23 protein-coding genes and 1 riboswitch are annotated in these 20880 nt (G+C 37.7%); of the genes, 19 read left to right on the top strand and 4 right to left on the bottom strand.

All coding sequences use genetic code 11. The features are described from left to right. The first annotated feature begins 244 nt into the window (after nt 1-244). From AC3ASS_RS10525 to prmC, 10 genes are all read left to right on the top strand, one after another. The gene (locus tag AC3ASS_RS10525) at nt 245-1102 is read left to right on the top strand and encodes a class II fructose-bisphosphate aldolase (RefSeq protein WP_488283488.1); all 858 of its coding nucleotides are present in this window, start codon (nt 245-247) and stop codon (nt 1100-1102) included. Between the two features lie 172 nt (nt 1103-1274). Continuing rightward, a complete protein-coding gene (gene fsa, locus AC3ASS_RS10520; RefSeq protein ID WP_488283487.1) occupies nt 1275-1919 on the top strand; it encodes a fructose-6-phosphate aldolase in 645 nt (214 codons plus the stop codon). 131 nt (nt 1920-2050) lie between these two features. Next, nucleotides 2051-3337 (top strand): UDP-N-acetylglucosamine 1-carboxyvinyltransferase, encoded by a 1287-nt coding sequence (gene murA, locus AC3ASS_RS10515; RefSeq protein ID WP_488283486.1) that lies wholly within the window; start codon nt 2051-2053, stop codon nt 3335-3337. A gap of 112 nt (nt 3338-3449) precedes the next feature. Beyond that, nucleotides 3450-4415 carry a class II fructose-bisphosphatase gene (gene glpX, locus AC3ASS_RS10510; protein ID WP_488283485.1) on the top strand — a complete coding sequence of 322 codons (966 nt, stop codon included), beginning with the start codon at nt 3450-3452 and terminating at the stop codon, nt 4413-4415. A 315-nt stretch (nt 4416-4730) separates the two neighbouring features. Further along, entirely contained in the window at nt 4731-6014 is a 1284-nt protein-coding gene (rho, locus tag AC3ASS_RS10505; RefSeq protein ID WP_488283484.1) for a transcription termination factor Rho, read from the top strand. 159 nt (nt 6015-6173) lie between these two features. Beyond that, a complete protein-coding gene (rpmE, locus tag AC3ASS_RS10500; RefSeq protein ID WP_488283490.1) occupies nt 6174-6377 on the top strand; it encodes a 50S ribosomal protein L31 in 204 nt (67 codons plus the stop codon). A 151-nt stretch (nt 6378-6528) separates the two neighbouring features. Next, nucleotides 6529-7149 carry a thymidine kinase gene (locus AC3ASS_RS10495; RefSeq protein ID WP_488283483.1) on the top strand — a complete coding sequence of 207 codons (621 nt, stop codon included), beginning with the start codon at nt 6529-6531 and terminating at the stop codon, nt 7147-7149. An 87-nt stretch (nt 7150-7236) separates the two neighbouring features. Then, complete coding sequence (locus tag AC3ASS_RS10490; protein WP_488283482.1) at nt 7237-7677, top strand: hypothetical protein; 441 nt, start codon at nt 7237-7239, stop codon at nt 7675-7677. Nucleotides 7678-7898: 221 nt separating this feature from the next. Further along, on the top strand, nt 7899-8972 hold the full coding sequence (prfA, locus tag AC3ASS_RS10485) for a peptide chain release factor 1 (protein WP_488283481.1): 1074 nt from the start codon (nt 7899-7901) through the stop codon (nt 8970-8972). Further along, nucleotides 8965-9840: a peptide chain release factor N(5)-glutamine methyltransferase gene (gene prmC, locus AC3ASS_RS10480; protein ID WP_488283480.1), complete on the top strand. Its 876-nt coding sequence runs from the start codon at nt 8965-8967 to the stop codon at nt 9838-9840. The genes prfA and prmC overlap by 8 nt, the downstream gene beginning before the upstream one ends. Before the next feature lie 27 nt (nt 9841-9867). On the opposite strand, the gene thiE is transcribed toward prmC, so the two are convergent. The 4 genes from thiE to tenA are packed head-to-tail and all read right to left on the bottom strand — an operon-like array spanning nt 9868 to nt 12898. Continuing rightward, nucleotides 9868-10500, bottom strand: a complete 633-nt coding sequence (thiE, locus tag AC3ASS_RS10475; protein WP_488283489.1) for a thiamine phosphate synthase — start codon at nt 10498-10500, stop codon at nt 9868-9870. 32 nt (nt 10501-10532) lie between these two features. Next, nucleotides 10533-11387: a bifunctional hydroxymethylpyrimidine kinase/phosphomethylpyrimidine kinase gene (gene thiD / locus AC3ASS_RS10470; protein WP_488283479.1), complete on the bottom strand. Its 855-nt coding sequence runs from the start codon at nt 11385-11387 to the stop codon at nt 10533-10535. Beyond that, complete coding sequence (gene thiM, locus AC3ASS_RS10465; RefSeq protein WP_488283478.1) at nt 11384-12196, bottom strand: hydroxyethylthiazole kinase; 813 nt, start codon at nt 12194-12196, stop codon at nt 11384-11386. Before thiM ends, thiD begins: the two co-directional genes overlap by 4 nt. 15 nt (nt 12197-12211) lie before the next feature. Beyond that, nucleotides 12212-12898, bottom strand: a complete 687-nt coding sequence (gene tenA, locus AC3ASS_RS10460; RefSeq protein ID WP_488283477.1) for a thiaminase II — start codon at nt 12896-12898, stop codon at nt 12212-12214. 106 nt (nt 12899-13004) lie between these two features. Next, a riboswitch (TPP riboswitch) is annotated at nt 13005-13115 on the bottom strand. Nucleotides 13116-13298: 183 nt separating this feature from the next. Here tenA and spoIIR point away from each other — a divergent pair. From spoIIR to glyA, 9 genes are all read left to right on the top strand, one after another. Then, nucleotides 13299-13943: a stage II sporulation protein R gene (spoIIR, locus tag AC3ASS_RS10455; RefSeq protein WP_488283476.1), complete on the top strand. Its 645-nt coding sequence runs from the start codon at nt 13299-13301 to the stop codon at nt 13941-13943. An 84-nt stretch (nt 13944-14027) separates the two neighbouring features. Then, entirely contained in the window at nt 14028-14477 is a 450-nt protein-coding gene (locus AC3ASS_RS10450; protein ID WP_488283475.1) for a GNAT family N-acetyltransferase, read from the top strand. 164 nt (nt 14478-14641) lie between these two features. After that, entirely contained in the window at nt 14642-15691 is a 1050-nt protein-coding gene (locus AC3ASS_RS10445; protein ID WP_488283474.1) for an L-threonylcarbamoyladenylate synthase, read from the top strand. Between the two features lie 71 nt (nt 15692-15762). Continuing rightward, nucleotides 15763-16317: a manganese efflux pump MntP gene (locus AC3ASS_RS10440; protein WP_488283473.1), complete on the top strand. Its 555-nt coding sequence runs from the start codon at nt 15763-15765 to the stop codon at nt 16315-16317. Nucleotides 16318-16472: 155 nt separating this feature from the next. Then, nucleotides 16473-16910: a low molecular weight protein arginine phosphatase gene (locus tag AC3ASS_RS10435; protein ID WP_488283472.1), complete on the top strand. Its 438-nt coding sequence runs from the start codon at nt 16473-16475 to the stop codon at nt 16908-16910. Between the two features lie 21 nt (nt 16911-16931). Next, nucleotides 16932-18230, top strand: coding sequence for a methyl-accepting chemotaxis protein (locus tag AC3ASS_RS10430; protein WP_488283471.1), 1299 nt, complete (start codon nt 16932-16934; stop codon nt 18228-18230). Between the two features lie 165 nt (nt 18231-18395). Then, nucleotides 18396-18842: a ribose 5-phosphate isomerase B gene (gene rpiB, locus AC3ASS_RS10425; RefSeq protein ID WP_488283470.1), complete on the top strand. Its 447-nt coding sequence runs from the start codon at nt 18396-18398 to the stop codon at nt 18840-18842. Nucleotides 18843-18868: 26 nt separating this feature from the next. Further along, the gene (locus tag AC3ASS_RS10420; protein WP_488283469.1) at nt 18869-19441 is read left to right on the top strand and encodes a TIGR01440 family protein; all 573 of its coding nucleotides are present in this window, start codon (nt 18869-18871) and stop codon (nt 19439-19441) included. Nucleotides 19442-19543: 102 nt separating this feature from the next. Continuing rightward, entirely contained in the window at nt 19544-20779 is a 1236-nt protein-coding gene (glyA, locus tag AC3ASS_RS10415) for a serine hydroxymethyltransferase (protein ID WP_488283468.1), read from the top strand. Nucleotides 20780-20880 lie beyond the last annotated feature (101 nt).

Raw genomic sequence — 20880 nt, 5'->3', positions numbered from 1 at the left:
AGAGAGTACCCTAAAATAGTGAATCCGCTTTCATTGTTAGGGAGAAAAAAACTGCCCACAAATACTTGACTCAATCATAAGAGTTTGAAAAATTTCTAATTCATTTATTTTATGTTAAAATATAGTTGAATGACCGATTGGTTTCATTATATATCTTATTTTATTTAACACTCATACATATGTGTTCGTTTGGAAAACATGAAAAAGAGTGATTTTTATTCGGAATGAAAAGGGAGGAACATTAATGCCTTTAGTGTCGATGACAGAAATGTTAAAAAAGGCTAAGGCTGAAGGATATGCCGTAGGTCAATTTAATTTAAATAATTTAGAGTTTACTCAAGCGATTTTACAAGCGGCGGAAGAAGAAAAATCACCGGTTATTTTAGGTGTTTCTGAAGGCGCAGGTAAATATATGGGTGGATTTAAAACGGTCGTAAATATGGTTAAAGGGTTAATGGAAGATTATAAAATTACTGTTCCAGTTGCCATTCACCTTGACCATGGTTCCAGCTTTGAGAAATGTGCTCAAGCAATCCACGCAGGATTTACTTCCGTAATGATCGATGCATCACACCATCCATTTGAAGAGAATGTAGCGATTACTTCTAAAGTAGTTGAGCTAGCACATCTTCATGGAGTTTCTGTTGAAGCAGAACTTGGTGTAGTCGGTGGACAAGAAGACGATGTTGTCGCAAACGGAATTATTTATGCCGATCCAAATGAATGTGAAGAGTTAGCAAAAAGAACGGGAATTGATTGTTTAGCTCCTGCTCTTGGCTCTGTTCACGGCCCATATAAAGGAGAGCCTAATTTAGGATTTAAGGAAATGGAGGAAATAGGCAAACGCACTGGTCTTCCACTTGTTTTACACGGTGGAACTGGTATTCCTACAAAAGATATTCAACGCGCCATTTCTCTAGGTACGGCAAAAATTAACGTCAATACAGAAAACCAAATCTCTGCAACAAAAGCTATACGCGAAATTTTAAATGCGAAGCCTGAACTTTATGATCCAAGAAAATATTTAGGACCTGCTAGGGATGCCATCAAAGAAACAGTAAAAGGAAAAATGCGTGAGTTCGGTTCTTCCAATAAAGCATAAGATTTTTATAAAAACCGCCTATACGGGCGGTTTTTATTATTTTGCAAGTTGAATTTTAACAATTTTCAAACGTTTTTTGAAACATTGATTATAATTAGTATTCATTTTATGATAGATGTGATAATAAGGAAGAGACACCAAAGTGGTGAAAAATGGTAAAGGAGAGATTGATGTGAAATTTTTTATTGATACAGCTAATATTGAGGAAATTAAAGAAGCTCACCAATTAGGGGTATTAGCTGGTGTAACAACAAATCCATCGCTTGTAGCAAAAGAAAACGTACGTTTTGAAGACCGATTAAAAGAAATTACAGAAATTGTTTCAGGTTCGGTAAGTGCTGAAGTTATTTCTCTAGATGTAGAAGGAATGCTAAAGGAAGGAAGAGAGTTAGCGAAAATTGCACCGAATATTACCATTAAAGTACCTATGACACCAGAAGGTTTAAAAGCTGTTCATCAATTTTCGCAAGAAGGAATTAAAACGAATGTAACTCTCATTTTTAGTGCTAATCAAGCATTACTAGCAGCCCGTGCAGGTGCAACTTATGTTTCTCCATTTTTAGGTCGCTTAGATGATATCGGTCACAATGGACTAGATTTAATCTCTGAAATATCCGAGATTTTCCGAATTCATTCCATTGATACAGAAATTATTGCTGCTTCTATCCGCCACCCACAACACGTAACCGAAGCTGCATTGAGAGGCGCGCATATTGCAACTGTTCCATATAAAGTACTTCTTCAATTATTTAAGCATCCGTTAACGGATCAAGGGATTGAAAAATTTTTAGCAGATTGGAATGCGAGAAATCAATAAGAATCGTTTAAAAACAGTGTCGATTGTTTATGAATATTAATAATGGTCAGAACGAAAAAGTTGAAAATCTTTCACAAAACGTTCACAATATTACAAAGACTTTATTTGGGCTTATTTGAAGGGAGATAGTCATGGAAAAACTAAAAATAGCCGGTGGACAGCCCCTAAAAGGGACAGTGAAAATTGATGGAGCAAAAAATAGCGCCGTTGCCTTAATTCCTGCCGCAATTTTAGCAGACTCACCTGTCGTTATAGAAGGTCTTCCCGAAATATCCGATGTCCTTATTTTAAAAGATTTGTTAGAAGAAATTGGTGGAAAAGTTGATTTTCATCAACGAGTAATGAATATTGATCCGTCCAATATGGTTTCGATGCCACTTCCAAACGGGAAAGTAAAAAAACTTCGCGCTTCCTATTATTTAATGGGGGCGATGTTAGGAAAGTTTAAAAAGGCCGTCATCGGATTACCGGGAGGATGTCATTTAGGACCGCGTCCGATTGATCAACATATTAAAGGTTTTGAAGCACTAGGGGCAAAAGTAACGAACGAACGAGGAGCCATTTACCTTCGTGCGGATGAATTAAGAGGGGCTAGAATCTACCTAGACGTCGTTAGTGTTGGTGCAACGATCAATATTATGTTAGCCGCTGTTTTGGCAAAGGGAAGAACAATTATTGAAAACGCAGCTAAAGAACCGGAAATCATTGATGTTGCAACATTGTTAACCAATATGGGTGCGAAAATTAAAGGAGCAGGGACAGATGTTATCCGTATTGATGGAGTAAAGCAATTACACGGATGCCGCCATACCATTATTCCTGATCGTATTGAAGCGGGAACGTATATGATTTTAGCCGCTGCCATGGGAGATGGAATTTACATAGATAACGTCATTCCTCAGCACCTTGAATCGTTGATTGCAAAGTTGCGAGAAATGGGTGTAAACGTTGAAGTCAATGATGAACAAGTATATATTACTCGCCCGAAATTTTATAAGCCTGTAGATATAAAAACTTTAGTATATCCAGGTTTTCCAACCGATTTACAGCAGCCGATGACAACGCTATTAACAAAAGCGGAAGGAACAAGTGTTGTTACCGATACTATTTATTCTGCTCGTTTTAAACATGTTGATGAGCTTCGCCGAATGAATGCAAAAATTAAAGTAGAAGGTCGTTCAGCGATTATTACTGGAGCGACAAAGCTTCAAGGGGCTAAAGTCAAAGCTAGCGATTTAAGAGCAGGTGCTTCATTATTTATCGCTGGCTTGATGGCAGACGGAATCACGGAAATTACAGGAATTGAACATATTGACCGTGGTTATAGTCATCTAATTGAAAAACTGACAGGGTTAGGTGCCAATGTTTGGCGTGAACCGCTCACTGCTGAAGAAGTAGAACAACTAGAAAATGCATAATCTTTTTTTCAATATATGATAAAATTCCCCTATTACCCTTAATATGTGATACAATAAATACGCATTGTGTTATACGGATTAAATGATGAATCGTCCACAGGGGGAAGTTATTATGGAAAGAAGCTTATCAATGGAACTTGTTCGTGTTACGGAAGCTGCTGCGTTAGCATCTGCTCGCTGGATGGGACGCGGAAAGAAGAATGAAGCGGATGATGCAGCAACTTCAGCGATGAGAGATGTATTCGATACGGTCCCAATGAAAGGAACGGTTGTAATCGGTGAAGGAGAAATGGATGAAGCTCCGATGCTATATATCGGTGAAAAATTGGGGACTGGTTATGGACCGCGAGTGGATGTAGCGGTAGACCCATTGGAAGGTACCAATATTGTTGCTTCCGGAGGATGGAATGCACTATCGGTCCTTGCCGTTGCTGACCATGGAAACTTGCTTCACGCACCGGATATGTATATGGATAAAATTGCAGTAGGTCCAGAAGCGGTTGGCCAAATTGACATTAATGCTTCTGTATTAGACAATTTAAAAGCTGTTGCTAAAGCTAAAAATAAAGATATTGAAGACGTTGTGGCAACGGTATTAAACCGTCCGCGCCATGAGCATATTATTCATCAGTTGAGAGAAGCAGGTGCTCGAATAAAATTAATTAATGATGGTGATGTTGCGGCAGCGATCAATACAGCTTTTGATCATACAGGTGTTGACATTTTATTCGGTATCGGTGGAGCTCCTGAAGGCGTAATTGCCGCAGTAGCCTTGAAATGTCTTGGCGGAGAGATTCAAGGAAAATTAATGCCTCAAAATGATCAGGAAATAGAACGTTGCAAAAAAATGGGGATTGATGTTAATAAAGTTCTTTATATGGAAGACCTTGTTCGCGGAGATGATGCCATTTTTGCTGCAACAGGAGTAACTGACGGAGAACTATTAAAAGGTGTTCAATTTAAAGGTTCTTACGGATTAACTCATTCCGTTGTTATGAGAGCCAAATCCGGCACTGTTCGATTTATTGAGGGAAGACATAGTTTAAATAAAAAACCAAATTTAGTTATTAAACCATAAAACTATAAAACTTGATTATCAACCTTTCAAATAAGCAGGTGAAGTACGGTTAAAGCTGCCGTACTTCCCATTTCTATGAAATTTTTATTCAATGTATCCACTTTTTTATTAATAGTTATTGATTATTTTAATAATATATGGTTAAAATAAGTAATGCTTTTCATAGAATAAAAAGGCTAGCGGTGAATATTACCAATTGCCTCCCTACTTACCATTTACGATAGCTTCCCTGATTAATTCCTTCAATCCTTAACTCTTTCCATCTTTATGTTATTAAAAATATGATAAAAATTTTAAAAGCGTGGTGTGAATATTTTGGAAGACCTTACAATTTCATCGCTGGAAAATATGAAGTTAAAGGATCTTTATGAACTTGCGAAACAATATAAGATTTCATATTACAGCAAATTAACAAAAAAAGAACTTATTTTTGCCATTTTAAAAGCTCGTGCGGAACAAGAAGGATACTTTTTCATGGAAGGCGTGCTGGAAATTATTCAGTCGGAAGGATTTGGTTTTTTACGACCAATTAATTATTCTCCAAGTTCTGAAGACATTTATATTTCAGCTTCACAGATTCGGCGCTTTGATTTAAGGAATGGAGATAAAGTATCTGGAAAAGTTCGACCACCGAAAGAAAATGAACGTTATTTCGGATTATTGCATGTGGAAGCAGTAAACGGAGAAGATCCTGAAGTAGCAAAAGAACGTGTGCATTTTCCAGCATTAACCCCTTTATATCCAGATCGTCAAATGAAATTAGAAACAGATGGGAAAACGCTATCAACAAGAATCATGGATTTAATTACACCTGTTGGTTTTGGTCAACGCGGTTTAATCGTGGCGCCGCCAAAAGCAGGGAAAACTCAGCTATTAAAACAAATCGCTAACAGTATCACAACGAACCATCCGGAAGCTGAACTAATTGTCCTTTTAATTGATGAGCGTCCGGAAGAGGTGACGGATATTGAGCGTTCTGTTGCAGGAGATGTTGTCAGCTCCACATTCGATGAAGTACCGGAAAATCATATTAAAGTAGCTGAATTAGTGTTAGAACGAGCAATGAGATTGGTCGAGCATAAACGAGATGTTATTATTTTAATGGATAGTATAACACGACTAGCTCGTGCCTATAACCTTGTTATTCCTCCAAGTGGAAGAACACTTTCTGGAGGTATTGATCCAGCAGCGTTTCATCGCCCAAAACGATTCTTTGGAGCAGCCCGTAACATTGAAGAGGGCGGAAGTTTAACAATTTTAGCTACAGCACTCATTGATACTGGTTCTCGTATGGACGATGTCATTTATGAAGAATTTAAAGGTACAGGGAACATGGAACTTCATTTAGATCGTTCATTAGCAGAAAAACGTATTTTCCCAGCGATTGACATTCGCCGTTCAGGAACAAGAAAAGAAGAGCTATTGATTCCTAAGCAGCATCTTGAAATTTTATGGGCCATTCGAAAGTCCATGTCTGATCAACCTGATTTTGCGGAGAAATTTTTGCGTAAGTTAAAACAAACGGACTCAAATGAAGAATTTTTCCAAATGGTTATTGAAGAAGCAAAAGCCAATGGGAAAGCGAAAAAAATGTTATAATTGGAAAGATTCGTTTGTATTTTAATGAGAAGGAAATATTGCAATTCAATAGTGACCTTGTTATAATTAGTTCAGTGTTTTTTTTAGAGTATGCGTAAATGCGCATCGTAATGGATTAACTCTGTTTCGGAATGATTCAGGGCGGAAGGAGTGAAAGTGATGAAGCAAGGAATTCATCCTGAGTACAAACGTGTACTTGTTAAATGTGCATGCGGAAATGAATTTGAAAGTGGTTCCGTAAAAGATGAGGTGCGTGTAGAGATTTGCTCTGAATGTCACCCTTTCTATACCGGACGTCAAAAATTCGCAACAGCTGCTGGCCGTGTTGATCGCTTCAACAAAAAATACGGTCTTAAAGGCTAATCATAATTATTTTCAGAGTAAAAACAGGCAAGGAAAATCATTGGCTTGCCTGTTTTTTTATTACATAGCCATTAAAAAGTCAATTAGTATAAAGATGCAAAGAACATTAAAGAATATAATAGAGTAGATTTAGGGAAGGAGAAATCGCCCCATGTATGTAATGAAGCAATCGGGTTGGATTGAATTAATTTGCGGGAGTATGTTTTCGGGGAAATCGGAAGAATTAATTCGAAGAGTTCGGCGAGCTGATTTCGCTAAACAAAATATTAAAGTTTTTAAACCGCAAATAGACAATCGATACAGCAAAGAAGAAATCGTCTCTCATAACGGAACAGCTTTTCGAGCACAACCCATTTCGGATGCCAAAGAGATTATTCATTATATAGATGCGGATGTAGATGTAATTGCGATCGATGAAGTTCAGTTTTTTAGCGATGATATCGTTGATATTGTGCAAATGCTAGCAAATAGCGGATATCGGGTCATCGTTGCAGGGCTTGATCAAGATTTTCGTGGAGAACCGTTTGGCCCAATGCCGAAGCTCCTTTCCATCGCTGAATTGGTGACAAAGTTACAAGCCGTTTGTGCTGTTTGCGGATCACCAGCAAGTAGAACGCAGCGTCTAATAAATGGGGAGCCAGCCTCTTATAATGATCCTGTAATTTTAGTTGGAGCGGCAGAATCTTATGAGCCTCGTTGTCGCCACCATCATGTAGTTCCGGGTGCACCAAATTCTCATAAACAACTAAACGTTACAACAAAACCTGTGTAAGACACGGGTTTTTGTTTGGTTGAGGAAAAAAGTTCCACTAAACTCCTTAGCTGGAATGGTTAAGCTAATCATAAGGAGGTGGAACGAGTGCATCGATGGTTCATTGTACTTTTTTCAATAGTACTCGTACTTATTGGTTGTCAACAAAAGGAGAACAGTTCAACATATTTAGAAAATGAAGACCGAAATGCAAAAAAGATGGTTTCGAACAATGATAATGTCGTGGATCGTGAGAATAATGAAGGTGTATATATATTAGACCAAAATCCTAATCTTTTGAATAACGGGAATCGCTCAGATAATTATGGAAAAGATATTGATAAAGCAAAATCGATCATTAACGATATGGAAGGATATCGGGCTGGTCCCGTTTGGATCAATGGAGATAATATGTGGGTCACTGTTTATCGACAAGGTATGTTATCTCATAATGAAAAGATTAAAGAAGAAGGAAAGCTTCATCGAATTTTAACAGGGGCTTTACCAAGATATGATATTGAAGTAACCATTCGAGAGGACCGTTCATAACAGCCAGGGCAAATTGCACCTGGTTTTTTCAATGAGGTGGCATTAAGGAAACGAAGAGTTTGAAATGTGTTCAAATGGATGAACCGATAATCGAGGGTTCAAGGATTGGTCCCTGGGGAATTATGAACGTTGATAGGATTTCATTTTGACGATAATTAGTATATTATACTATAATTACAATGTTATTGAAGTTTTTAAAGAACGTTATGAGGTGAAAAGCCGTGTTTGATCGATTAGCAGCGGTAGAAGATCGCTATGAAAAATTAAATGAACTTTTAAGTGACCCGGATATCGTGAATGATCCGAAAAAATTAAGAGAATATTCAAAAGAACAGTCAGATATCGAAGAGACGGTTCAGACGTATCGTGAATATAAAAAAATTAAACAACAATATGAAGATGCGAAAGCTATGTTAGAAGAGAAATTGGATCCGGAAATGAGAGAAATGGTGAAAGAAGAAATTTCCGATCTACAAGATCAGCTTGAACAAATCGAAGAAAAATTAAAAATTTTATTAATTCCGAAAGATCCAAATGATGATAAAAACGTTATTATGGAGATTCGCGGAGCTGCAGGTGGAGAAGAAGCTGCGCTATTTGCAGGAAACTTATTCCGGATGTATAGCCGATATGCAGAAAACAACGGTTGGAAAATCGATGTGATTGAAGCTAGTCCTACTGGTCTTGGTGGATATAAAGAAATCATTTTTATGATCAATGGAAAAGGGGCTTATTCCAAACTAAAATACGAAAATGGTGCGCATCGTGTTCAACGTGTTCCTGAAACGGAATCTGGAGGACGTATTCATACATCCACAGCTACAGTTGCATGTTTACCTGAAGCGGAAGAAGTCGAAGTCGAAATTAATGAAAAAGATATTCGTGTAGATACTTTTGCCTCAAGCGGACCAGGGGGACAAAGCGTTAATACAACAATGTCTGCCGTTCGTTTAACTCACATCCCTACAGGTATTGTCGTTTCTTGCCAAGATGAAAAATCACAAATCAAAAATAAAGAAAAAGCGATGAAAGTATTACGTGCACGTATTTACGACAAATACCAACAAGAAGCTCGTGCCGAATATGATGCTCAACGTAAATCTGCGGTAGGAACAGGGGATCGCTCTGAGCGTATTCGCACATACAATTATCCGCAAAACCGTGTGACTGACCACCGTATAGGTTTAACCATTCAAAAATTAGATCAAGTGTTAGAAGGAAAGCTCGATGAAATCATTGATGCATTAGTGCTAGATGAACAATCAAAAAAATTGCAGAGAGCGGAAAATGAATAACTCAAAAAATAGAATTTACGAGGCCCTACATTGGGCTTCTTCGTATTTAAAAAGCAATCATAAGGATGAAAATATCGGAGAAATTATTCTCCGTCATTTATTAAGTTTTTCAAGATCTCAACTTTTTGCTAATGCACATTCGGAGCTTTCCGATCAAACGATGGAAACCTTTCAGCGTTTGGTAAATGAACATGTTCAAAAAGGGGTTCCTGTTCAATATTTGTTAGGCTTTGAAGAGTTTTATGGAAGGAAGTTTTTCGTTAATGAACATGTACTAATTCCTCGTCCAGAAACTGAAGAACTTGTTGTTGGCGTTTTAGATCGATTGCCGAAGAAAGAATCGACTAAGGTGTTGGATGTCGGGACTGGTAGTGGTGTAATTGCCATTACATTAAAGCTTGAGGAACCGAATTTATTGGTTACTGCGTCTGACATTTCTTTTGCAGCTTTAAATGTCGCGAAGATGAATGCAGAAAATTTAAAGGCGGATGTTGAGTTTGTAGAAGGGAATTTTTTAGAGCCATTTATTCAAAAAGGAGAAAGGTTTTCAGTAATCGTATCCAACCCACCGTATATACCGTTAAAGGATCGAGAAATATTGTCTACCACCGTGAAAGACTATGAGCCAAAAAAAGCTCTTTTTGCAGGAAATGATGGTCTAGATGCGTATCGGCAACTCGCAAATCAGTTGCCATTGGTCGTTGAGGAAGAAAGTTTAATTGCATTTGAAATTGGTCATGGGCAAGGAGAAGCAGTCGCTTCGTTGTTAAAAGCAGCTTTTCCGAATAAGTTGGAAAAAATCGAAGTCGTAAATGATATTAATGGGAAAGAGCGAATGGTTTTTGCAAATATAAAAAAGATCGGCTAATGGCCGATCTTTTGTTCAAACGAGTAATTATCTGTTATGGACGGATCGTTGGAGGAGATCAACTACTTTATTTTTTATCATCGATGCTGTTTGATATGGATGTTCCGCATGACTGATTGCTGAAATAACTGCCACCCCTTTTGCACCTGCTGCAATGACAGGCTGAAGATTGGTTGCTGAAATTCCTCCGATTCCAACGATAGGGAGAGAAGGAAAGGTGCGATGAACGTCTTCAATTACGCGAGTTCCAGAAGGCATTTTTGCGTCCTCTTTTGATTTTGTCTCATATACGGGACCGATTCCAACATAATGGGCCCCACCTTTAATGGCAAACTCCGCTTCCTTCCAATGATGGACCGAAATACCGATGATTTTTTGTTTCCCTAGCATTTTTTTCGCCTCATAAAGAGCGAGATCATCTTGACCTATATGGACTCCATCTGCACCAATCGATGCGGCAAGTTCAACATCATCGTTGACGATAAACGGGATATGATATTTATGGCACAATTTCATACATTCAATAGCAAATGCACGTTTCTCCTCACCAATGAGCGCCCCTTTTCCTTTTTCCCGTAATTGAAAACAGGTGATACCGCCCTTTAACGCCTCTTCAAGAACATGTAAAGGATCACGATTTAGTGTATTTATAGAACCCATAATAAAATAGCATGGAAGAATGCTCGCGATATTCAAAATAATACCTCCTCTACATTCGTTGAGATATCAACGTGGAAATCTTTAATTTCATTCATTTTTCGATGGGCCCAATGATTGGTTGGACCATAACCTTTTCCAATATGTAATCCGTCCATAATAGCTGCGTGAATATATTTTTTTGCAGAAATGATAGCATCTTTAACTGGCGAACCATTCGCAAGCGCAGATGTAATAGCTGCAGAAAATGTACATCCTGTCCCGTGTGTATCTTTTGTTAATATTCGTTTTCCTCTTAAAAATAGTTGTTCACCGTTTTCATGAATGAAAAAGTCAGTTGACCATGAACTTTTAAATTGGTGACCGCCTTTGATAACGACAGCTTTTGCTCCCATATTTAATAACCTTTCCGCTACTATTAATAAGTCTTTATCGTTGTGAATGTTTATGCCGGTTAATAATTCGGCTTCCACTAAGTTTGGGGTAATGACTTTTGCTAACGGAATGAGTTCCGTCTTAAGGGCTTCCATACTTTCCTTTTTTAATAATGGTTCCCCACCCTTTGCCACCATGACTGGATCAATGACGATTGGAGTCCACCGAAAATGCTTAATCCAGTGAGCGACTTCTTCAATGATATTCGAATCAACCAGCATTCCGGTTTTGACAGCATTGATGTCAAAATCATCGCCAATCGCTTTTAGTTGATTTCCGACAGCGTTCCGTTCAAGCGGATATACACCGTGCACACCTAACGTATTTTGGGCGGTAACAGCAGTAATTACAGATGTTCCGTACACACCTAATTCTTGAAAAGTCTTTAAATCGGCTTGAATGCCGGCACCACCGCCACTATCTGATCCGGCAATTGTTAATGCAATAGGCTTCATTGGACGGTCTCCTTTTTCCATGAAATTTTAGCGTATGAACGAACGTCCTCTTCTGTCATGCTATGGAGAGTATTTAAAAATTGTATATAAAAATTACCTGGACCATCTGCATGTTTAGCAGCGATTTCACCAGCAATTCCGTAACATGTAACAGATGTGGCGATAGACTCTAAACAACTTGCTGAATGATCTACGGCTAAAAATGCTCCTGTAATTCCGCTTAGTAAACATCCTGTCCCTGTGACTATTGGCATGAAAGGATGCCCATTTCGAATTTCAACCATTGTGTTTCCGTCGGTGATATAATCAACTTCCCCAGTTACTGCAACCGTTGTATTGTAATTACGTGCTACTTGCAACGCTATATTTTGTACATCGGTATTTCCACTGCCAGCGTCAACCCCTCGAGCAGACCAATCAATACCTGCAATAGAAGCAAGTTCACCTGCGTTGCAACGAATGGCAGAAACGTTTATTTCTTGTAAAAGATGATGGACGACTTTTTTACGATAATTGGTAGCACCTGCACCGACAGGATCTAAAACGACGGGAATATTCGCTAAATTAGCTGCTTTTCCGGCTTTAAGCATCGATTCAACTGTATAGGAATTTAATGTCCCAATATTTAGTACGACAGCAGAGGAGATGGAGGCCATTTCTTCCACCTCTTCTACCGCATCGGCCATAATCGGAGATGCTCCCAAAGCTAATAAACCATTTGCTTGAAAATTGGCTACAACAATATTCGTTATACAATGAACGAGGGGCTTTTCATGACGAATGTTTGTTAGTAGTCTAGTATTTAACATATTCTAATTTCCCCCTTATTTTTGTATGTAAGCATAATCTTCAATTTCCCAATCTTCCATGCGCCAAGCCATATCCCAAAAATGCCATTCATAATAACTGCTTTTGCGAAAATGCAACTTCAATTCTTTTCTTCTTATAGGAGATAGATTTTCGGCTAATTCATTCATTCGTTGAATTTGCTCCTTTACTTTTTCAGCAAACCAATCAGATCCGTATGTTTCAATCCAGCGGTTGTAAATCGGGTGGTTTGGCTTTGCATCTTTTAAACGCTCTCCAATTTCGTAGTAAAGCCAGTAACAAGGTAAAAGAGCTGCTAATAAATCAGCTAAATCGCCTGTAAATGCACATTGATACATGTGAGAAACATAGGCATACGCAGATGGGGACGGCTGAAACTGTTCCAGTTCTTCCTCAGTCACATCCAACATTTTCATAAACGATTCATGTAGACGATGCTCTGCCTCACATGTAGCTACTGCGTGCTCTGCAAAGCTTTTCGTCATTGCTAAATTTGATGATCTTAAAGCACCAAACGCCTGAATTTTAGAAAAGTGACTTAAATAATAGGAATCCTGTTTAATGTAAAATCGAAACGTATCGATAGGTAACGTTCCATCGCCAATCCCTTTTACGAAAGGATGATGGAAACTGGCTTCCCATAAGTCATTGCATTCGTTCCGAACCTCATCACAAAACGTCATTTTTCTTTCTCCTTCCCAACGACGACCACAAGAGGAGTGTTTTCCAATAAAAAACGCTACTTCCGGGTATGGAAGTAGCGATGAAATCTACAAAAATAGTAAATGTACATGACTACATCCACTTCCCTCCGCTGGTATGATCCAGATCAGGTTCAAAGGGTCCATGCATAAACGTGCATATCTCAGCCTTCATAAAAAGACTCCCCTAGTGGTACATCAGTTTATTTATTTTTTCACCATCAGTATAGCATATGATTGTTTTCGGTCAACCAATTGTTATGAAATTGATACGTCTGACCTATATTTGATCTCTGGTTTAAAAAATTTTAAGAATGATAGAAAAACGTGTATAAGATTATGAGACTTTGTCCACAATGAACTAGTGAAGGGGGAAGTGAAAATGAAACAACAAAAACATTTAGCAGTATTATATTTAATCGTCATTTCTATAGGTACTATGTTTAGTTTATATATACCGAAGAGCGAAGCAGCAACGGGAGAAACGGTCATTATTCCAAATGAAGCTATTAGGCTTCGAATATTAGCGAATAGTAATACAGAAAAAGATCAAGAGATTAAAAGAGAAATTCGTAATCAAGTGAATGCTGAAATTACAAAATGGGTTGAGCATTTAACGTCTATCGAAGAAGCTCGAGAAACTATTAAAAGGAATTTACCGATCATTCAAGAAATTAGTGAAAACGTACTAGAAGCCTATCAAAGTAATGATCGTGTGAACGTATCTTTCAAAAAAGCAAAGTTTCCGACGAAGCTGTATGGAAAGTTTTTATACCCGGCAGGAGAATATGAGGCTATAGTGATTGAAATTGGCGAAGCAAAAGGTGCAAACTGGTGGTGTGTTTTATTTCCGCCATTATGTTTCTTAGATTTTTCCAATGGTACAGCGGTCAGTGATGGTTTTGATGAAAATGAGACAAATGATAATGATCAGGACAAAGAGCCGCTATATGCTGAGGAAAAAGAAACAGAAGTGAAATTTTTCCTTTTAGAAATCTTTGATTATATTATCAGTCTATTTGTATAAAGGGATATTTTTACCTCTATCAAAAAGTTCTATTTTCTCTATAAAAACATATTCATAGAATAGAACAATGATAGAGGTGATGTTATGGATTCGATCGTAGTACGTGGAGATATTGAAGATCGTTTTGCTTTACAAAAGTTTTTAGAGAAGGCAAAAGTTCCTTATGATGAGTTAATTGATCAGATGGAATTGTTTAGCCTTTTAAAAAATGAACATGGAGATATTTTAGGTACGATTGGTTTTGAGATTCATCAATCTTCTGGATTATTGCGATCACTTGTTGTACATCCTACCGTCAATGAAAAACAGATGATCCTTCTATTTAAAAGCACATTTGCAATAGCCAAAGAAAAAGGATTAAAAGAATTAATTATCGTTACGCATAGAAAGGAAGCGAAGCCATTTTTTAAAATGCTTGGCTTTCAAGAAACAGATGCGGAGGATATTTCCCCATCCATTTTAGAATCATATGAAAATAAAATTGAAGATATTGTGGATAACGGTCTATATATAATGAAAATTCATATAAAATAATCCCATTTATCCACAAAGTTATCCACTTTTCCCAAGGTTTTATTCACATTTTGTGGATAAAGCTTGTTTTATTTTTCATCTTCTTTTATACTTTCTACGTATTTATTTAATTCAAATACTGATAAAATAACGTATAAATCGGTTTACATAAGAGGAGATCATAAATGGAGACAAAATGGTTGAAAGTGGATAACATTGTTGATAACTTAATGAATCATCCACATATTGTACAAGCAGCTAAACTTTTAAAAGAAAATGAAATTGTAGCATTTCCGACCGAAACGGTATATGGTTTAGGGGCCAATGCCAAAAGTGATGAAGCCGTGCAAAAGATATATCAAGCAAAAGGCCGTCCAAGTGACAATCCGCTAATTATCCATGTTGCGAATATAAAGCAAGTAGAAGAAATGGTTGAGGAAATACCGAAGTCTGCCCAAATATTAATGGATCGATTTTGGCCAGGTCCTTTAACCATTCTTTTTCCACAAAAAAAAGGTGTACTGAGTCCGGCTGTTACGGCAAATCTTCCGACAGTCGCCATTCGTATGCCGAATCATCCGATTGCGCTCGCTCTAATTGAAGCGGCTCAATTACCGATCGCCGCACCGAGTGCCAACCGTTCAGGAAAGCCAAGCCCAACGAAAGCTAGTCATGTTTATGATGATTTACAAGGGAAAATCGCTGCAATCATTGATGGGGGAGAAACTGGCGTAGGTGTAGAATCAACTGTTATTGACTGTACAGAAAATATTCCGGTGATTTTACGTCCAGGTGGAATTACGAAAGAACAAATAGAAGCGGTAATTGGAGAAGTTCACATCGATGCAGCGTTGCATTCAGAAAAAGAAAAACCGAAATCTCCTGGGATGAAGTATACCCATTATGCGCCAGATGCTCCGTTAATCGTGTTAGATGGAAGCAAAGAGTGGATTCAGAAAAAAATTGAGGAACAACAAAGGAAAGGGTTGAAAGTAGGCATACTTACAACCGAAGAAAATAAAGATTTTTATGATGCTGATGTTGTTATATCTTGTGGTAATCGAAAGGACTTAACAACGGTCGCTGCTAAACTTTATGACACGTTGAGAGAATTTAATCAATATGAAATAGATTTAATTTATTCAGAAGCTTTCCCAAATGAACAAATAGGGGACGCAATCATGAACCGCCTGAGAAAAGCAGCAGGTCATCGAATCGAAAAAGAAGATCAATAAATTAGTAAAGATTCTAAAACCCCCAAACTGTGCATATGTTGGAATGAAGCCAGTCCCAAGGGGGTTTTTTTATGTTAGCATTTACCGAAGAAATCATTGCACTTATATTAATGGCCATTGCCTTAGGAATGGACGCGTTTTCTGTAGGATTAGGAATGGGAATGCTTTCGTTAAGATTAAAGCAAATCTTTATCATCGGACTTACCGTTGGTTTATTCCACGTTTGGATGCCTTTAATCGGAATGATTGCCGGAAGATTTTTATCTGAACAATTTGGAACGTTAGCGACTTATGCAGGTGGTATCCTTCTCATTTTATTAGGTGGACAGATGTTATTTTCTTTATTTAAAGAAGAGGAATTTCGTTCTTTAGAACCGGTTGGTTCGGGTCTTTTATTGTTTTCATTGAGCGTTAGTTTAGATAGTTTGTCGGTGGGGCTTTCTTTAGGAATTTTCGGAGCAAAAACTGCCATCGCCATTCTGTTGTTTGGAATATCCGCGACAGTACTCACATGGTTAGGACTAATATTAGGGAGAAAAATAAAAGGATGGCTTGGAAAATACAGTGAGGCATTAGGTGGCTGTATATTAATCGGATTTGGATTACGATTACTTTTTTCGATATAATGTAGCAATAGGGTGGTCTTCGATTAAAAGGGACTCCCTATTTTTTTGGTCTTCATTTAAATTTTCAAAAATTGTTCGAATTTGTAGGAAAATTTTTAATTTTGTCTATGGAAGTTGTGAAATTTCACTTATAATGGTAATAAAGGAGGATGTCGATGGCACGTGTTTTATTCGTATGCACTGGAAATACATGCCGTAGTCCTATGGCGGAAGCAATATTAAAAAGTAATCATATCGAAGGGTTAGAGGTACGATCAGCTGGAATTTTTGCGATGCCTGGAGCAGATGCCTCCCCTCAAACAAAAGAAGTATTAAAAGAAAAAGATATCGAGTTTTCCCATCAAGCAAAACAACTTGGGAAAATGGACATAGATTGGGCTGATTACATTTTAACTATGACAAAAGACCATAAAAATTGGATTTTGAACGAGTACCCTGAAGCAAAAGAAAAAGTTTTTACTATTAAAGAATTTGCTGGTAAAAGCGGTGATGTGATAGATCCGTTCGGCGGGTCGGTGGAAATATACCGAGAAACGTTTCAAGAACTAAGCGAGTTAATCAATGAAATCCAAAATAAAATAGCAAATCAATGATGGAGTTTTGGGGGGACATTCATGTCAGAACAAATGGAAAAAAGAAGATACAAATTCGGACTACGAAAAAAATTAGTATTCTTTACTACCTCACTAGCTTTGATTACATACTCGACAAGTGCATTCTTTCTTTATTTCATTTATCCGTACTTAGAAAAATATATGAGTGAAGCATTGTTTACAATTGCTACATTATCCCTAGGGATTATTTGGTCAGGGATATTGGCATTTTTCGCTGCTGGATTCATCACGAAACCGTTGAAAAAAATTGAGTTGGCAGCTTTAAAAGCAGCTAGCGGAGATATTAAAGAAGATGCCGAAATTCCAAAATCCGATGATGAAATTCGTTCACTTGGGATTGCATTTAATCACATGTTAAAAAGTTTAAGAGAAATGGTTCAAAATATTGAAGAGAACTTTAAAGCAACCAATGAAAAAGTGTTGACGATTTCGAATGAGTCAACACGTGCGGCAGAACAAGCAGATAATATTGCTCGAACGATCTTTGAAATTTCATCAGGAGCTGAGAATTCAGCTGTATCTATTCAATCTACAGCTGAATCGGTGGAAGATGTGATGGAAATCGCACAAAAAGTGCAGACAAATGCAAAAAACTCCGAAGATCTATCAAAACATATGGTTAATGAACTTCAAACAAGTAAAGAGGTTATTCATTCATTAATTTCCGGTATTGAACGGATTGCCAATGATAATGAAAAATCTTTACAAGTTGTTCAACGACTTGAAGAGAATGCAAAACAAATTGAAGATATCATTAAAGTCGTAGGGGAAATTGCTAACCAAACCAACCTTTTAGCACTTAATGCTTCCATTGAGGCAGCTCGTGCGGGAGAGCATGGGAAAGGATTTGCTGTGGTTGCCGAAGAAGTTCGTATTTTAGCGGATGAAAGTGCCAAAGCTGTTAGCGGAATTACAGAGCTAATCAAAACGATTCAAGAAGAAGTCCAAAATGTTGTTGTTCAAATTCATACACAAGTAGATTCCGCGAATCATGAAGTAAAAAAAGGAACGCAAACAAATGTAGTCATTGAGGAAATGACGAATACGATTCATCAAGTGGCAGAATCCGTGAAACAAATTTCTTTACTAGTCGATCAACAAATGGAAGGAATAAAAAATACTTCTATCCAATCTCAAGAAGTGGCAGCCATTGCGGAAGAAACTTCTGCTGGTGCTGAAGAGGTAGCATCTGCAACAGAAGAGCAAACCGTTGTCATTGAAAATGTGGAAAAACTCGCTCAAGAGCTGCGAGAACAAGCAGAAAAATTAAAAGGAACGATTGAACGTTTTAAAATGTAACAGTGAAAAATCGAGACTATGTCGCTAGGCGATGTAGTCTTAATTTATGTATAAAAAATAAATAAATCAAAGTAATAAGCGGAAAATAACGATTCTATTATCTTTATAATTCCATCGAAGTGTGTCAAAATAAGTTTGACAAACATTAAAGGAGGATGAAAACGGATGAAAGTAGCAATTGCATCCGATCATGGTGGTATTCGAATTCGTGAGGAAATTAAATCATTATTAAAAGAATTAAATATAGAGTTCGAAGATTTTGGTTGTGAATGTGAAACTTCTGTAGATTATCCAGATTATGCATTACCAGTAGCAGAAAAAGTTGCAAAAGGCGAATTTGATCGCGGGATTTTAATATGCGGAACAGGAATTGGAATGAGTATTGCGGCAAACAAGGTAAAAGGCATTCGTTGTGCACTTGTTCATGATGTTTTTAGCGCAAGAGCAACAAGAGAACATAACAATAGCAATGTATTAGCGATGGGTGAGCGCGTCATTGGTCCTGGGTTGGCTCGCGAAATCGTAAAAGTATGGTTAACAACGGAATACGAAGGCGGAAGACACGATCAACGAATTGGGAAAATTTCAAAATACGAAGAGGAAAATCTATAACTCGTAATCTTCGAGGTGAACACTCGATGTCAATCGTACAACAAATAAAAGTGGAAATCGCGGAAACGTTGGACGAGTATCAACAACAGGCTCAATTAAAAAAAGGGGATATTTTCGTAGTCGGGTGTTCGACTTCGGAAATTGCCGGGGAAAGAATTGGAACATCCGGTTCATTCGAAATTGCACAAGCTTTGTATCATGCATTTAAGAACTATGCGGATCAACACGGGGTATATTTAGCCTTTCAATGTTGTGAACATTTAAACCGTGCTCTTGTAGTGGAACGCAAATTATTACAATTCAAAGATTTAGAAGAAGTATCCGTCATCCCACATCGAAAAGCTGGAGGAGCAATGGCAACTTATGCTTTTGAACAGTTTGACGATCCAGTTGTTGTAGAATTTATACGAGCAGACGGAGGAATCGACATTGGCAGTACGCTCATCGGCATGCATTTGAAACATGTGGCTGTCCCTGTTCGTGTGAGTCGAAAGCGTATTGGTCATGCCCCTATAACACTTGCCAAAACTCGTCCTAAATTAATTGGTGGAGAACGAGCGATCTATACAAAAAGAAACGACATGGAAAAATGCAACTAAATTATAACCTTTATAAACATCTGAGAAACTGATAGAATGAAAGAGGTAAACATACCTTTGAAATTTTGAGAGCGCTATCATCTTCAATAAGGGGGATCCAGTATGAGTCACATCCAAAAGCAAGATCAAGCAGTTTTTGAAGCCATGCAGGCAGAGCTAAAAAGACAACAAGCAAACATTGAACTGATTGCTTCTGAAAACTTTGTTAGTCAAGCTGTCATGGAAGCTCAAGGTTCCGTGTTAACGAATAAATATGCTGAAGGTTATCCAGGTCGCCGTTACTATGGCGGATGTGAACATGTTGATGTTGTTGAAAATTTAGCTCGAGAAAGAGCCAAGCAATTATTCGGGGCAGAACATGTTAACGTACAACCTCATTCCGGTGCACAAGCCAATATGGCTGTCTATTTTACCGTTCTTGAACCTGGCGATACAGTATTGGGAATGAATTTATCACACGGTGGACATTTAACGCATGGAAGCCCAGTAAACTTTAGCGGAATTCAATACAATTTTGTCGAGTATGGGGTGGATGAAAAAACTCATACAATTAACTATGACGATGTATTAGAAAAAGCACGTACTCATAAACCAAAACTGATTGTAGCTGGTGCAAGCGCCTATCCGCGTGTCATTGATTTTAAACGTTTCCGCGAAATAGCTGATGAAGTTGGAGCATATTTAATGGTGGACATGGCTCATATTGCTGGTCTTGTAGCAGCAGGACTACATCCAAATCCAGTTCCACATGCACATTTTGTTACAACAACAACACATAAAACACTTCGTGGGCCACGCGGTGGTATGATTTTATGTAAAGAAGAATTTGCGAAAAAAATTGATAAATCAGTCTTCCCTGGTATTCAAGGCGGTCCGCTCATGCATGTAATCGCAGCAAAAGCAGTTGCGTTAGGAGAAGCTTTACAAGATAGCTTTAAACAATATATTGAAAATGTTGTACTTAATGCAAAAGTTTTAGCAGACAGTCTTAAAGAAGAAGGATTAACCATCGTATCTGGTGGAACAGATAACCATTTATTATTAGTCGATTTACGCTCATTACAATTAACAGGGAAAGTGGCTGAAAAAGTTTTAGATGAAGTAGGAATTACTGTAAATAAAAATACGATTCCATTTGATCCAGAAAGTCCGTTTATTACAAGTGGAATTCGTATCGGAACAGCTGCTGTTACTTCTCGTGGTTTTGATCAAGAGGCAATGAAAGAGGTTGCTAGCATTATTGCCTATACATTGAAAAACCATGAAGATGAAGCTGCCTTAACCGAAGCACGCAAACGTGTCAAAGCATTAACCGATAAATATCCTTTATATGCATAAATGAAAACTCGTCTTTTGACGAGTTTTCAGACTGTCGACAAACCCCAACTCAAATGCTTCATTTGAGTTGGGGTTTGTCTTTTTTTGCTCATCATTTTCTA

It is taken from the genome of Bacillus sp. JST-5, assembly GCF_057747715.1.
Note: the sequence above shows the minus strand (reverse complement) of the source record. Positions and strands in the feature narration are given on the sequence as shown.

Bases quoted from the DNA above. Each gene is read 5' to 3' on its own strand.
- AC3ASS_RS10445 (WP_488283474.1), top strand. From the start codon at position 14,642: ATGGAGACAAAATGGTTGAAAGTGGATAACATTGTTGATAACTTAATG.
- AC3ASS_RS10440 (WP_488283473.1), top strand. From the start codon at position 15,763: ATGTTAGCATTTACCGAAGAAATCATTGCACTTATATTAATGGCCATT.
- rpiB (WP_488283470.1), top strand. From the start codon at position 18,396: ATGAAAGTAGCAATTGCATCCGATCATGGTGGTATTCGAATTCGTGAG.
- rpmE (WP_488283490.1), top strand. From the start codon at position 6,174: ATGAAGCAAGGAATTCATCCTGAGTACAAACGTGTACTTGTTAAATGT.
- AC3ASS_RS10450 (WP_488283475.1), top strand. From the start codon at position 14,028: ATGGATTCGATCGTAGTACGTGGAGATATTGAAGATCGTTTTGCTTTA.
- AC3ASS_RS10420 (WP_488283469.1), top strand. From the start codon at position 18,869: ATGTCAATCGTACAACAAATAAAAGTGGAAATCGCGGAAACGTTGGAC.
- thiE (WP_488283489.1), bottom strand. From the start codon at position 10,500: ATGGGTTCTATAAATACACTAAATCGTGATCCTTTACATGTTCTTGAA.
- AC3ASS_RS10430 (WP_488283471.1), top strand. From the start codon at position 16,932: ATGTCAGAACAAATGGAAAAAAGAAGATACAAATTCGGACTACGAAAA.
- tenA (WP_488283477.1), bottom strand. From the start codon at position 12,898: ATGACGTTTTGTGATGAGGTTCGGAACGAATGCAATGACTTATGGGAA.
- prmC (WP_488283480.1), top strand. From the start codon at position 8,965: ATGAATAACTCAAAAAATAGAATTTACGAGGCCCTACATTGGGCTTCT.
- murA (WP_488283486.1), top strand. From the start codon at position 2,051: ATGGAAAAACTAAAAATAGCCGGTGGACAGCCCCTAAAAGGGACAGTG.
- thiD (WP_488283479.1), bottom strand. From the start codon at position 11,387: ATGAAGCCTATTGCATTAACAATTGCCGGATCAGATAGTGGCGGTGGT.
- glyA (WP_488283468.1), top strand. From the start codon at position 19,544: ATGAGTCACATCCAAAAGCAAGATCAAGCAGTTTTTGAAGCCATGCAG.
- AC3ASS_RS10495 (WP_488283483.1), top strand. From the start codon at position 6,529: ATGTATGTAATGAAGCAATCGGGTTGGATTGAATTAATTTGCGGGAGT.
- glpX (WP_488283485.1), top strand. From the start codon at position 3,450: ATGGAAAGAAGCTTATCAATGGAACTTGTTCGTGTTACGGAAGCTGCT.
- AC3ASS_RS10525 (WP_488283488.1), top strand. From the start codon at position 245: ATGCCTTTAGTGTCGATGACAGAAATGTTAAAAAAGGCTAAGGCTGAA.
- spoIIR (WP_488283476.1), top strand. From the start codon at position 13,299: ATGAAACAACAAAAACATTTAGCAGTATTATATTTAATCGTCATTTCT.
- AC3ASS_RS10435 (WP_488283472.1), top strand. From the start codon at position 16,473: ATGGCACGTGTTTTATTCGTATGCACTGGAAATACATGCCGTAGTCCT.
- thiM (WP_488283478.1), bottom strand. From the start codon at position 12,196: ATGTTAAATACTAGACTACTAACAAACATTCGTCATGAAAAGCCCCTC.